Annotated in this window: 12 protein-coding genes; 2 read left to right on the top strand and 10 right to left on the bottom strand. The window is 49.8% G+C overall.

The features are described from left to right. Positions 1-7: 7 nt before the first annotated feature. Positions 8-1,984 carry a methyl-accepting chemotaxis protein gene (locus CSQ88_RS22895; protein ID WP_099396702.1) on the top strand — a complete coding sequence of 659 codons (1,977 nt, stop codon included), beginning with the start codon at positions 8-10 and terminating at the stop codon, positions 1,982-1,984. 230 nt (positions 1,985-2,214) lie between these two features. Here CSQ88_RS22895 and CSQ88_RS03440 read toward each other — a convergent pair whose 3' ends face one another. Continuing rightward, positions 2,215-2,997, bottom strand: coding sequence for a MetQ/NlpA family ABC transporter substrate-binding protein (locus CSQ88_RS03440; RefSeq protein ID WP_099396701.1), 783 nt, complete (start codon positions 2,995-2,997; stop codon positions 2,215-2,217). A 256-nt stretch (positions 2,998-3,253) separates the two neighbouring features. On the opposite strand from CSQ88_RS03440, the gene CSQ88_RS03435 reads away from it, so the two are divergent. Next, positions 3,254-3,988 carry a YoaK family protein gene (locus CSQ88_RS03435; protein WP_099396700.1) on the top strand — a complete coding sequence of 245 codons (735 nt, stop codon included), beginning with the start codon at positions 3,254-3,256 and terminating at the stop codon, positions 3,986-3,988. A gap of 41 nt (positions 3,989-4,029) precedes the next feature. Here the strand turns inward: CSQ88_RS03435 and CSQ88_RS03430 are convergent, their stop codons facing one another. The 9 genes from CSQ88_RS03430 to CSQ88_RS03395 form a co-directional block, all read right to left on the bottom strand. After that, positions 4,030-5,142, bottom strand: coding sequence for a glycine betaine/L-proline ABC transporter ATP-binding protein (locus tag CSQ88_RS03430; protein ID WP_099396699.1), 1,113 nt, complete (start codon positions 5,140-5,142; stop codon positions 4,030-4,032). Beyond that, positions 5,139-5,972, bottom strand: a complete 834-nt coding sequence (locus CSQ88_RS03425) for a proline/glycine betaine ABC transporter permease (protein WP_218962987.1) — start codon at positions 5,970-5,972, stop codon at positions 5,139-5,141. Before CSQ88_RS03425 ends, CSQ88_RS03430 begins: the two co-directional genes overlap by 4 nt. A gap of 92 nt (positions 5,973-6,064) precedes the next feature. After that, positions 6,065-7,057 carry a choline ABC transporter substrate-binding protein gene (locus CSQ88_RS03420; RefSeq protein WP_218962986.1) on the bottom strand — a complete coding sequence of 331 codons (993 nt, stop codon included), beginning with the start codon at positions 7,055-7,057 and terminating at the stop codon, positions 6,065-6,067. After that, a complete protein-coding gene (locus CSQ88_RS22690) occupies positions 7,021-7,200 on the bottom strand; it encodes a hypothetical protein (RefSeq protein ID WP_143449400.1) in 180 nt (59 codons plus the stop codon). The genes CSQ88_RS03420 and CSQ88_RS22690 overlap by 37 nt, the downstream gene beginning before the upstream one ends. Positions 7,201-7,334: 134 nt before the next feature. Then, positions 7,335-8,441, bottom strand: a complete 1,107-nt coding sequence (locus CSQ88_RS03415; protein ID WP_099396697.1) for a VanZ family protein — start codon at positions 8,439-8,441, stop codon at positions 7,335-7,337. Positions 8,442-8,487: 46 nt separating this feature from the next. Then, complete coding sequence (locus tag CSQ88_RS03410) at positions 8,488-9,546, bottom strand: PotD/PotF family extracellular solute-binding protein (protein ID WP_099396696.1); 1,059 nt, start codon at positions 9,544-9,546, stop codon at positions 8,488-8,490. 183 nt (positions 9,547-9,729) lie between these two features. Continuing rightward, a complete protein-coding gene (locus CSQ88_RS03405) occupies positions 9,730-10,503 on the bottom strand; it encodes an ABC transporter permease (RefSeq protein ID WP_099396695.1) in 774 nt (257 codons plus the stop codon). Continuing rightward, the gene (locus tag CSQ88_RS03400) at positions 10,496-11,431 is read right to left on the bottom strand and encodes an ABC transporter permease (protein WP_099396694.1); all 936 of its coding nucleotides are present in this window, start codon (positions 11,429-11,431) and stop codon (positions 10,496-10,498) included. The genes CSQ88_RS03405 and CSQ88_RS03400 overlap by 8 nt, the downstream gene beginning before the upstream one ends. A 9-nt stretch (positions 11,432-11,440) precedes the next feature. Then, entirely contained in the window at positions 11,441-12,529 is a 1,089-nt protein-coding gene (locus CSQ88_RS03395) for an ABC transporter ATP-binding protein (protein ID WP_099396693.1), read from the bottom strand. Between the last annotated feature and the right edge of the window lies 1 nt (position 12,530).

The following is a 12,530-nucleotide window of genomic DNA, read 5'->3' as shown; positions in this document are numbered from 1 at the left end:
CTCTGCCATGACGCTTATCCGCCACGATTCTCTGATCGTCCGCCTTAATTTAGTGCTGTTGGCTCTGCTGATTATTCTGTTTGGGGGTCTGTTCTGGGGATTATCCAGCGGGCTGGAACAGCGTCTTACGCATACGGCCAGAGCCAGTCTGCACACCACCAATCAATCTGTTGTTGATCTTTTAGCAGCCTACCGTGCCAATCTGGATCGATCGGCTTCCAGCCTTAATGCTGTGTGGGCCAGCAATTTCAGCCCGGATTGGGATCTTCATGAGGGTAAGCTGCTCAACGATGGCAAAATCATACTCGATGGCAATGAGCAGGCAGACCGCTTTACCCAAATCACCGGCTCTGTAGCCACAATTTTTATCAGGGAAGGACAGGATTTTCGCCGTCTGGCCACTTCGCTCACCAAAGCTGACGGCACACGCTCAACAGGCACCTTACTTGGTGATGCCCATCCTGCCCGGCTTGGCTTACTCAGTGGCAAGCCCTATGTAGGTGTAGCCAATCTTTTTGGCCATGACTATATGACCGTTTACCGCCCCATCAAAAACAAGCAGGGTGAAATCGTTGGCAGCCTGTTTATTGGCTTTGATTTCTCGCTGGGCATGGCCGATTTAAAAAAGAAAATCGCCGCCATTAAGCTGGGAGAAAGTGGCTATTTGCTGATTATTGACGCGGGTAAAAACCTAGGCAAAGCGCTGGTCCACCCCACCATGGCCAATAAGGATCTGCTAAAAGACCCTGATGCCCAAAGCTATATCCAGACCATGCTCAAACAAGGGGAAGGGCAAATAGTTTATAGCGACAAAGGCGAAGCCAGAGAGGCATCTTTTGCAAGACTAAATGACCCCAACTGGCTGATTGTCAGCACGCAAAGCCAAAAAGAAGTTTTGGCCGATGCCAGATGGACGCATGATCTCATTCTGATTGCCTGCATTGCCGGTGCCTTATTGCTCTCTGTTTCGCTGCATCTGGCTTTATCCCGCTGGTTAAAACAGCCGCTTTTAATTGCCATTCGCCATATCGAAAGATTAGCCAATGGCGATTTCAGCGGCCATATTCCGCATGCCCGCAACGATGAAATTGGCGATCTGCTCAATGCCTTTGAAAAAATGCAGGAGCAATTACTCAAGCTATTTATGGATACGAAAGAAAGCGCCGACCATCTATTGCGGGGCGCGGAGCAAATCAGCAGCAGCTCGGAGCAAGTTTCAGGCGGAGCCAAAGAGCAAAGCGAAGCTGCAGCCAGCATGGCTTCTGCCGTGCAAGAGCTGACCGTAAGTATTAATCTTGTTGCCAATAATGCGCGGGACGCCCAGCTCACCTCTACCGAATCAGGCCGTGTTTCCCATGAAGGCGGCGAGGTAATCCAGCAAACAGTGGCGGGTATTCAGGCGATAGCCTCTACGGTACGCATTGCCTCTGATAGCGTGGCCGAGCTGAATGAATACTCTCAGCAAATTGCCGGCATCGCCAATGTCATCAAAGAAATTGCCGATCAGACTAATTTGCTGGCACTAAACGCCGCCATCGAAGCTGCCAGAGCTGGCGACACAGGCCGGGGCTTTGCCGTGGTGGCCGATGAAGTGCGTAAATTGGCCGAGCGCACCACCGCCAGCACTTTTGAAATTGGCAAAATGATAGAAAAAATCCAAACCGGCACCAGCAACGCCGTCCAAAACATGAGCCAGGGCGTAATTGAAGTAGAAAAAGGGATGGTACTCGCCAATCAGGCAGGGGACGCCATCAGGAAAATCCGCGAAGGATCGCTGAAAGTGATGAATGTGGTCATGGAAATCAGCCAGGCACTTAAAACCCAGACCAGCATGGCCAATAGCGTGGCAGGTAATGTAGACCGCATTGCACAAATGAGCGTGGAAAACAGCCGCGCCGTTGAAGAATCAGCCCATACCGCGCATTCATTAAGAGATCTCGCCAGCCGCATGGATTTGGCCGTGGCGCATTTTAAATTAAGTTAATAGATAACGACTCAGGCGTGCACGAAAACCCAAATATTGAACCACAGAGAACACTTCGGCCCCAGAGTTACACGGAGCAAAGCGGATAGGGAATTAAAGCCGCAGGTATGTCTGCGTATATAAATGTAGGTTGGGTTAGCTGATTATCATCGCAGTTTTAGCGGTGATAATCAGCGTAACCCAACATGCGCAAGTGATAAAAATATTGAATTACGCAGGCCTGCACACAATTAAAACGCTGGAACCACCGCGCCTGCGTATTTGCCTTCGATAAAGGTTTTAACTTGCTGGCTGGTTAAAGCTGCGGCCAGTTTTTTAATTGCGGCGCTGTCTTTATTATCCGGGCGGGCAACCAGGTAATTCACATAAGGCGAGCTGCGGTCTTCCAGGGCTAATGAATCTTTAACCGGATTAAGCTTGGCTTCCAATGCGTAATTAGTATTGATCAGCGCTAAATCAACCTGATCCAATACGCGTGCCAGCATTGCTGCATCCAGCTCTTTAAACTTCAATTGCTTTGGATTTTCGCTGATGTCTTTAGGTGTAGACAAAGCATTTGTCGGGTCTTTCAATTTTAATAAACCTGCTTTTTGCAGCAGTAATAAAGCGCGGCCACTATTGCTGCCTTCATTAGGAATAGCAACGGTTGCGCCGTTTGGTAAATCTTTTAATGATTTATATTTGCGTGAATAAGCGCCAAATGGCTCTACGTGCACACCCGCTACAATCACCAAATGCGTGCCCTTACCTTTATTAAAGTTATCTAAATAAGGCTTGGTCTGAAAGTAATTGGCATCAATATTTTTTTGATCGACTTGCAGATTAGGCTGCACATAATCGGTAAATACTTTGATCTGCAAATCCACGCCTTCTTTGGCCAATTGTGGTTTTACCAATTCAAGGATTTCTGCATGAGGCACAGCCGTTGCAGCAATAGTGAGTTTTTCTGCAGCTTGTGCAAAACCAGTTGCCAATAAAGCCGCCAGAGCGCTAAGAACCAGAGTTTTTTTCATTTTAATTCCTTAGATAGAGAGTGGGGCTAAAGCTGAATGTCTTGATCTGTCTGAAGTCTAACAAGCATTATTCACACAAAGAAGAACTATTAAATAACTTATATATAACAAAATAAACTATAAATTTATTTTAGCCGCAAATCCTACCGGTCTCTCAAGGGACCCGCAAAGGCATGCAAGGGTAATGTTGGCAACATGGCAGAAGCATGAAGGCGAGTACAATTGCAGCACCGAAAGCATTTAAATATAAGCCGACATGCCCCTTCAATACCTTCGCACCCTTACCGCGCCAGAGCGCACCGATCGCAATAATCTGCACCTTGGGATTACCCTTTGTTTTGTGGCGGGCGCAACCAATGCAGGGGGCTTTTTGGCAGTAGGTCAGTACACATCGCATATGACGGGGATTTTATCGGGACTGGTCGATAACTGGGTACTGGGTAATTCCAGGCTGATCATTGCTGCAGTGGCCAGCTTGCTGATGTTTATGGCGGGGGCCATCACCTCTACCCTGCTGATAAACTGGGCGCGCCGCCGTGGCAGCCGCAGCTTATATGCCGAACCTCTGATGCTGGAAGCTTTGCTTCTGCTGTGCTTTGGCCTGCTGGGCGGGCAGCTTGATTCCCACTCCCCTGGCCTTGTTTCGCTGACTATGCTGCTGCTGTGTTTTATTATGGGCCTGCAAAACGCCATCATTACCAAGATTTCTAAAGCCGTGATTCGCACCACCCACCTGACCGGTTTAATCACCGATATCAGCATCGAGCTTGGGCGTTTGATTTACTGGAACCGCAATCCAAGCACGCCAGAACATATCAAGGTGCTTTGCGACCGTACCCATTTAAAAGTGCAAGCCAGCCTGGTCATGGCGTTTTTTTGTGGCGCGCTGCTGGGTGCCTTCGGCTTCAGCCATCTTGGCTTTAGCTCAACCATATTCCTGGCGCTGATTCTGGCGATTCTTTCTATCGGGCCGCTGATTGAAGATTTTTAAATCTGCCAGAGCCTGCCTCCGGAACAGGGTGATCTGCCCCCCTAAGCAGCCTGCCCCAGAATCGCCCGCGACATTTGTGCCCCAGATAAGCAGCCTACCAGCTTGCCATCTTGCGCCAGAATCAGCTCGCAGCCAGTCTGGGCATAAACCGCAAAGGCCTCGCGCAAGCGGATATCCGCATCCACCACGGTAGGTTTGGCACGCAATAAGGATAAAGGCTCTGGTGCATGCCAGTATTGCACCGCAGAGCGTGCATTCTGTGCGCCAGACATGATCTGCTCCAGGCCAGGAAAATGGCCGGGCCGCATCAGGCTGGCGGCAGACAGCACATTCAGCGGATTACTATGTTTTACAAACTGGCGGACATAATCATCAGCCGGCTGAAACATAATCTCTTGCGGTGTGCCATTTTGCACAATCTGCCCATCACGCAGGATGGCAATGTGCGAGCCCAGCTTTAATGCTTCGTCCATATCATGGCTGACAAAAACAATGGTTTTACGCAGTGTTTTTTGCAAGCTGAGTAATTCATCCTGCAGCTGATTACGAATCAGCGGATCAAGCGCCGAAAAGGGCTCGTCCATCAGTAAAATATCGCTATCCACTGCCAGCGCCCGTGCTAATCCTACCCTTTGCTGCATGCCGCCAGACAGCTCGGCAGGCAGCGCATAACGCCTGCGCCCCAGCCCTACCTGCTCCAGCACGGTATCCACACGGCGCTTGCTTTCTTTGGCGCTCAGTTGCAAAGCATGCAAGCCAAAGGCTACGTTTTCTTCCACATTCAGCCAGGGCATCAGCGCAAAGTTTTGAAACACCATGGCAATGCCACGGGTACGCACCTCCCGCAGCTGCCTGGCCGGGCAATTAGCCATATCTACTTCTGCCCCGGCACAGCGCACGGTCAGCTGGCCGCGGCTGATTGGATTTAAACCATTAATCGCCCTGAGCAGGCTGGATTTTCCTGAGCCAGACAAGCCCATCAGCACACACATTTCGCCCTCTTCTACCCGCAGACAGGCATCACGCACTGCAACTAACTGACCGGTGCGGTCAAAAATATCATCGCGCGACAGCGCCTGATCAATCAGCGGGAAAGCGGCTTCAGGCTGCTGGCCGAATACTTCATCGACATGGTCAAAACAAATGGCGCTCATCGTTTTTCTCTTGATAAAGAATTGGACTGACAGAGGCGATCGAGCATGATCGCCAGTAAAACAATCGCTAAACCCGCCTCAAAACCCAGGGCCATATCGGCGGTATTTAAGGCACGAACAACAGGCTGGCCCAATCCTTCTGCCCCCACTAAGGCCGCAATCACCACCATAGAGAGCGATAACATAATGCACTGCGTTAAGCCAGCGGCAATACCGGGCATGGCAGCGGGCAGCTCCACCCGCCACAGCCGGGCTAAAGGAGAATAGCCAAAGGCCTTAGCGGCTTCTAACAGGGGAGGAGGAATATCACGCAAACCCAGATAAGTTAGCCGCACAGGGGCAGGCAGGGCAAAAATAATGGTAGAGACCATCGCAGGCACGATGCCCAGGCCAAATAACATTAAGGTAGGAATCAGATACACAAAGGTAGGGATGGTCTGCATTAAATCCAGCAGAGGGTGCAGCACCCGGTAAACCCAGGGCCGGTGCGCCGCTGCAATGCCTAAGGGCACACCAATTAACATGCAGATTGCAGTAGCCAGAGCAACTTGCACCAGCGTTTGCAAAGTGGCCTCTCGATAAGCCAGATTGTCGATCAGAATCAGGGCCAATGCTGAAAACAGCGTAAAGCCCCAACTTCGTCGTAATCGATAAATCAAAAAAGTGGCAATAAACAACAATAAGAGTGGCGGGCAAGCGACCAGCACACGGGTCAGCGCCTGCACCGCACTTTCAAGACCATCACTAAAAAAGGCCACACCACCTGCTGCGGGCTCGGTCAGCCGGGACACGCCGGCTGCCACCCACTGACCTATTGGCAATTTATCCACGAGGCTCTCCCACATCATCGGCAGATGAGCTGCCAGGAACTGTCTTTTTCCCGGCAGCAGCGGTGGATTGATCCCTTAAATACACAATCATCCTAGCGAGCATCCGACACCACGGCAGATTGATTCAACCAGGCTTTTAATACCGGCACAGCAGGCTGGCCGTTAAAACTATTTACCCCGCTTAACCAGGGCGTCCAGATGGCCGGGTTTTGGCTCAGCCACTGACGGGCCGCTACTTTCGCGTCCTGCTTCTGATCCAGAATCTGCCCCATCAGCTTGTTTTCAATTTCGGTGCTGAATGAGATATTTTTCAGCAGACGGCCAACATTAGGGCATTGCTTTGCGTAAGCAGAGCGGGTGGTGGTATGCACGGTCGCGCCGCCCAGATTAGGCCCGAAGTATGCATCGCCTCCTTCCAGATAGCGCAGCTTTAAATTGCGGTTCATCGGGTGTGGCTCCCAGCCCAAAAACACCACCCATTGCTGCTTCAGAACGGCGCGTTTAACCTGGGTAAGCATGCCCGCTTCGCTGGATTCCACCAATTTGAAATCCTGCAAACCAAAGGCTTTATCTTTAATCATGCTGCTGATCAGGCGATTGCCATCGTTGCCCGCTTCAATGCCATAAATTCGTTTGGCAAAGCGATCAGAAAACTTAGCTATATCACTAAAGCGGCGCACCCCGGCCTGATATACATATTCGGGCACAGCTAGGGTGTATTTAGCGCCGGTCAGATTGGTGCGCAGCACTTCTACACTGCCATTTTTTAAATAAGGATCGATGTCGTTTTTCATTGTGGGCATCCAATTGCCCAGAAAAACGTCGATATCCTGCGTCTGCATCGCGTGAAAGGTAACGGGCACAGAGAGCATTTTAATTTCAGACTGATAGCCCAGCGCGGCAAGCATCTCGCTGGTGAGCGCAGTCGTTGCCGTAACATCCGTCCAGCCCACATCAGAAAAACGCACCGTTTTACAGGCAGCGGGCTCAGCGGCATAGCTTGCAACGCTGGCTAATAAGAGAGCAGTTAAAAGTAAGCGCGGCATCATCATAACTGGCGCAACTTTGCCACGATAAAGCAGCATAACTTTTGCAAAACCGGCCTTAGTTCAGGAGCAGCCCCCGCCGAATTGGCGCTAAAGCGCGAAACCAGCATAAAACGCACTGGTGCAGCATGGGGAACGTCTTCACGACGTGTATTGACCATCGAACCATAGAGCAGACTCATTGCAATCATCCTTCCAGAAGGAAAATGTATGTATGAATGCTAAAGGTCTGCTTGTAAAAATGCGGTAAATAAACGAAGTGCAGATATAAAGACGCTATAAAAACGGCAGAATAACTAAAGGCGCTTCACCCGGCTTACCAGGATTCTTCACGCGGAGCACGAATTGACAGCCACAGCAGCAAAGCGATTGCGCCATAGGGCCACAGATCACTGATTACAGCCGACAGGCCATTGAAATGCAGCAAATGCCCGTAATGCCAGCGGAACAGCGGCAAAGTAGCCGACAGCTGAGGAGTAAGCGGCCAAAACCAGCCAATCACGAGAGTAGCGATCAGCGCCAGCGCCCCCACTAAGGCCCGCAGCCGCCGGTTTAATCGCCACAGCAGCACTAAGGCCAGCGTGCCCAGCAGGCCCCCCACCACGATATTGATATTAATCCATGCAAAAAACTGAGCGGGCTTGAGCAAGAGCCCGGCAAAACCCAGCTTAAGCAGCAAAGCAGTCAGCAGAGTAAAGCGGATCGCCTTCGGGCTTTGCCAGGTATGACGCACCAGGACCGACACAAACAAAGCCACACCCAAAAAGTGCAGCATCATGCCGCCGCCTTCCAGCAGTCTTAAAAACAGCTTGGCATTTTGCATCGGCGATTCAAAAGGCTGTGGCAGGCCGGGGGATTCAACCACCACGCCCAAAAAAGGCTGGGATGGATCCAGCTGAGTAATAAACCACAGTACCAGCCAGGTTGTGCCCCACTCCACGGCAGGGCCAGGCGCAAACCATGCGTGGCGGACAGCCAGCCAGCGGTTTTGCCAGTAACGGTTTCCTAAAATCAGCGCCAGCAGCACACCAAGCAGTGCGCCAAAGCTATTACTCAAAATATCCAGATTAGAGGCCACACGGCCAGGCAAAAATTGTTGAATAAACTCGACCGTTGAAGATAAAGCCAAACCGGACAATGCAGCTAAAAAGCTGCCATAGCGAAGGTGGCGTAATGAAATGGCCATACTAAAACCCAGAGGTAAATAGGCCAGCACATTGATGGTGTTATCAAAAAAGGTGAAATAGTAAGGCAGAGGATAGGCATAAAATGCCCAAATTGGCTCCCCTGTAAAACGCCAGCCACTAAAGGGATAGAGGCTGACCACCAGAATCACCAGCGCCGAGCAGAAGGCAATATAACGAGGCACTCTGGTCGGAGTAATTCGCCTGGCAAGATAGCTGATGTTGAGGGAATGTCTCATTCAAGGAAAGGGAGAGCCGCATCATTGCAGCTCTCCTTATTGCCCCTTATTTAGAGGTTTTAACCTGAGTCCACAAACGGCTTAAATCACGGCGTTGCTTGGCATCAAGCGGCTTAAGCTGCTGCAGTTTCTTTAATGCGGCTTCATCCGGGAATACAGCCGTATTCTTTTTCATTTCAGCATTCACAAACGGCGCAGCAGCGCTGTTTGGATTGCCCGTACCCACCATATTGGTCAGCTCGCTCGAGTTTTTACCTTCCAGCATAAAATTAACAAACTTATGCGCGAGATCCGGGCGCGGTGCGGATTTGAGCACCATCATATTATCCACAGACAGGGTGTTACCTTCTTTTTGCAAACCGTAGCTGACGGTAAAGGCACGCTTGGCTGTTTTGGCATCGTTTGCTGCCTGAAACATATCGCTGGAATAGCCATGAGCGACCCAGATATTGCCCAGCGTTAATTCCTTGATATAGCTTTGTGAATTAAACGCAGCCCAGAATGGCTTGGCTTTAATAATGGTTTCTTGCGCTTTTTTCCATTCTTCCGGCTTGGTGGAGTTTGGAGAAAAACCGTTATACATCAGAGATGCTGCAAATAATTCATTGGCATCATCCAGTACCGTAACCTTGCCTTTAATTTTTGCCAGGATAGCCGGATCAAAAATAAGCGACCATGAATTTGGCTCAATACCCAGCTCTTTTAGCTTGGTTTGATTAAAGCCCAGCAAGGTGGTGGTAAAGGAATAAGGCAGGGAGAATTGATTACCCGGATCAAACTGGCTGTTTAAAAAAGTAGGGTTCACATTTTTAATATTAGGGAGCTTGGATTTATCCAGAGTCTGCACCATGCCCTGCTTAATCAAAGGCGGCATCGCAAAACCTGTAGGCACAACCACGTCGTAGCCTTTAGCACCCGCACTCAGCTTGGCCAGCATTTCTTCCATGGCGCCGTAGTAATCCTGCACCACGCGGCATTTACATTCTGCCTGGAAGCGTTTAACCGTTTCTGGCGCAATATAATTGTTCCAGTTGTAAACGTGGAGCACTTCTTCGGCATTTGCCATATTGGCTGCCAGTAAAAGCGTGAATAATAATTTCTTCATGTCTCAAACACTCCAAAGCAGTTGAATAAAAAGACCCGCTGATTATGCCTTATTTTGTACAATCCATTTCAGGCGCCTGCGCAAATGTTGCTGATCCGCCATAAGCGTAAAAAAACCAGAACATATGCGCATTAAACAGCACCGAAACAGCGCAAGCGGGCAATGCCCGCCCCGCTCAAAACATTACTTCGCCCTTAAAGCCCCCGGCGCCAATTTACCTGCAATCAGAATCAAAGCCAGAGTAAGCAACATCAGTAAAGTAGAAATCGCATTCACTTCTGGTGTAACGGCAATTCTGATCATTGAATAAATTTGCAGCGGTAAAGTAGAAGCACCAGCCCCGGCAGTAAAGAAAGTAATCACAAAATCATCAATCGATAAAGTGAATGCCATTAAAGCACCTGCAATAATCCCCGGCATAATTAAAGGCATGGTAATTAAGCGAAATGCCTGCAGCGGCGTTGCACCCAGATCACGCGCAGCCTCTACCAGGGCTTCATCCATACCCTGCAAACGGGAACGCACCACAATCGCCACAAAGCCAATACAAAAAGCAATATGCGCCAGCGTGACCGAAAACAAACCTAAGGTCATATTGAGCATCACAAAAAACATTAACAGCGATACGCCCATTAATATTTCAGGGATTGCGATCGGCGTGAGCACTAAAACCGGTAATAGGCGCAGCTTGTATTTATACATTGCCATACCCGCTAAAGTGCCAAAAATAGTGGCAAAGAAGCTGGTAATCACTGCAATTAATAATGAGTTGCGGGCAGCCACCAGCATTTGCTCATCATTAAATAAAATGCGATACCACTTGAATGTAAAGCCAACCCATTCAGCATTTAAGCGTGAATCATTAAATGAATACACGACCACAATCACCAGTGGTAAATACAAAAAACCATAGGTTAATAAGGCCACGGCCCACAGCCATTTACTTTGCTTAGTCATGTTGTTTTTTCCTTCCACGACTAATCAAGGTCGCCAATACCGCCAGCAGTAACACCCCACCCGTGAGCATAATCGACAGGGTCGAGCCAAATGGCCAGTCACGGCTATCAAGGAACTGCTGTTTAATTAAATTACCCACCATAATGCCATCGGTGCCGCCCACCAGATCAGGCACGGCAAACATGCCCAGAGCCGGAATAAACACTAAAGCCGCGCCTGCCCAGACACCCGGCAGGGATAATGGCCAGGTGATGCGCCAGAAACGCTGCCATGCCGACGCGCCCAAATCTTGCGCAGCATCCAATAGCGCCATATCGTGTTTTTCTAAATTGGCATAAAGCGGCAATACCATAAACGGTAAATGCACATACACCAGCACCACAATCACCGCAAAATGAGTAAACAGAAACTGCTGCGGACCAATACCAAACCACGCTAATACGCTGTTTACCGTCATGGCAAAATAGCCCTGCGGCCCCAGAATAATCATCCAGGCATAAACGCGGATTAAGAAATTACTCCAGAATGGCAGAATCACCAGCAATACTAATAAATCACGGTATTTCTTCGGGCTGCGCGCAATCAGCCACGCCAGCGGATATGCCAGAATGATGCAAAACAGCGTAGTTAAGCCTGCGTACCAGAATGATTTAATAAATAATTCAACATAAACCCCGTCTTCAAAAAAACGACTGAAGTTTTCCAGCGTTAAAAAATCACGCCAGTTTTGTGAATTAATTAAAAGCTCGCGTGCGCCTGTATCCGGGTTGATATCTACCAGCGGCATCAGCCCGCCGTATTCACCCGGAAAGCGAAACGCTGAAAAAATCATTATCAGCGTAGGCACGGCAAAAAAGATCAGCAGATATAAGAGCGGCGGGCCAGAAATCAGCCACTTCGCCAGACCTGGCGATTTTACTTTGGACATCTCGCCCCCTTAAGACAGCAAAAAGTGGCCGGCGTCATAACGCCATGCCAGCTCTACTGCATCATTGTCATCAAAGAATTTGGCGCGGCCCGCTGCAGAATTAGGCAGCATGGCCTCAACTAGGATGCCATTATCTAATTTCACGATATAAATGGTGACGTCGCCAAGGTAGAGGCAGTTTTCAACCGTTCCCTTAAAGTGCACTTCATCTGCATCTGTATTATCCAGGCTGGCAGCCAGTTTGATTTTCTCAGGGCGCAAGCTCAGCGTGCCTTTCTGACCAACCACTGCTCCTGCAACCGGCAGGGTTTCAGCAATCCCCACACCTGCAATTTCAACCTGCATACGCTCACCGGACACAGATTTAATCGTGGCATCCAGTAAATTGCACTGGCCAATAAAATCAGCCACAAAACGGCTTTTGGGATAACTGTAGATGGTTTCAGGCGCGTCCAGCTGCTCTACCTGGCCTTTATTCATCACGGCAATCCGGTGCGATAAAGCCAGCGCTTCGCCCTGATCGTGCGTCACATACACAAAGGTCACGCCCACTTCTTTTTGCAGGGTGATCAGCTCCATCTGCATCTGCTCGCGTAATTTAGCATCCAGCGCAGATAAGGGCTCATCCAGCAGCAAGAGGCGCGGACGATTCACCAAAGAGCGGGCAATGGCCACGCGCTGACGCTGGCCACCGGATAACTCATGCGGAAAACGATGAGCAAATTCCTGCAAACGCACGTCTTCCAGAATTTCTGCCACGCGAAATTTAATTTCAGCGGCTTCAGCCTTCGCCATTTTTAGCGGAAAGGCGATATTGTCTGCCACGCTCATATGCGGAAACAGCGCGTAATTTTGAAATACAGTATGTACCGGGCGCTTTTCAGGCGGCACCATGGACATATCTTGCCCATCAAGCAAAATAGCGCCTGAATCCGGCTGTTCAAAACCGGCCAGCATCCGCAATAAAGTGGTTTTGCCACAGCCCGAAGGGCCCAGCAAAGTAAAGAATTCACCGGCTTCCACCGACAAGCTCACATGATTAACGGCAGTGAAATCGCCGAAAGTTTTTACGACGTCACGGATCTCCAGCAGGGCCATA

Origin of the sequence: Iodobacter sp. BJB302 (assembly GCF_002735645.1) — a bacterium.
Lineage (GTDB): Bacteria > Pseudomonadota > Gammaproteobacteria > Burkholderiales > Chitinibacteraceae > Iodobacter.
Note: the sequence above shows the minus strand (reverse complement) of the source record. Positions and strands in the feature narration are given on the sequence as shown.

Coding starts and splice junctions, on each gene's coding strand:
- CSQ88_RS03405 (WP_099396695.1), bottom strand. CDS start 10,503: ATGACTAAGCAAAGTAAATGGCTGTGGGCCGTGGCCTTATTAACCTAT.
- CSQ88_RS03420 (WP_218962986.1), bottom strand. CDS start 7,057: ATGCTGCTTTATCGTGGCAAAGTTGCGCCAGTTATGATGATGCCGCGC.
- CSQ88_RS03410 (WP_099396696.1), bottom strand. CDS start 9,546: ATGAAGAAATTATTATTCACGCTTTTACTGGCAGCCAATATGGCAAAT.
- CSQ88_RS03395 (WP_099396693.1), bottom strand. CDS start 12,529: ATGGCCCTGCTGGAGATCCGTGACGTCGTAAAAACTTTCGGCGATTTC.
- CSQ88_RS03415 (WP_099396697.1), bottom strand. CDS start 8,441: ATGAGACATTCCCTCAACATCAGCTATCTTGCCAGGCGAATTACTCCG.
- CSQ88_RS03435 (WP_099396700.1), top strand. CDS start 3,254: ATGCCCCTTCAATACCTTCGCACCCTTACCGCGCCAGAGCGCACCGAT.
- CSQ88_RS03430 (WP_099396699.1), bottom strand. CDS start 5,142: ATGAGCGCCATTTGTTTTGACCATGTCGATGAAGTATTCGGCCAGCAG.
- CSQ88_RS03440 (WP_099396701.1), bottom strand. CDS start 2,997: ATGAAAAAAACTCTGGTTCTTAGCGCTCTGGCGGCTTTATTGGCAACT.
- CSQ88_RS03400 (WP_099396694.1), bottom strand. CDS start 11,431: ATGTCCAAAGTAAAATCGCCAGGTCTGGCGAAGTGGCTGATTTCTGGC.
- CSQ88_RS22690 (WP_143449400.1), bottom strand. CDS start 7,200: ATGAGTCTGCTCTATGGTTCGATGGTCAATACACGTCGTGAAGACGTT.
- CSQ88_RS22895 (WP_099396702.1), top strand. CDS start 8: ATGACGCTTATCCGCCACGATTCTCTGATCGTCCGCCTTAATTTAGTG.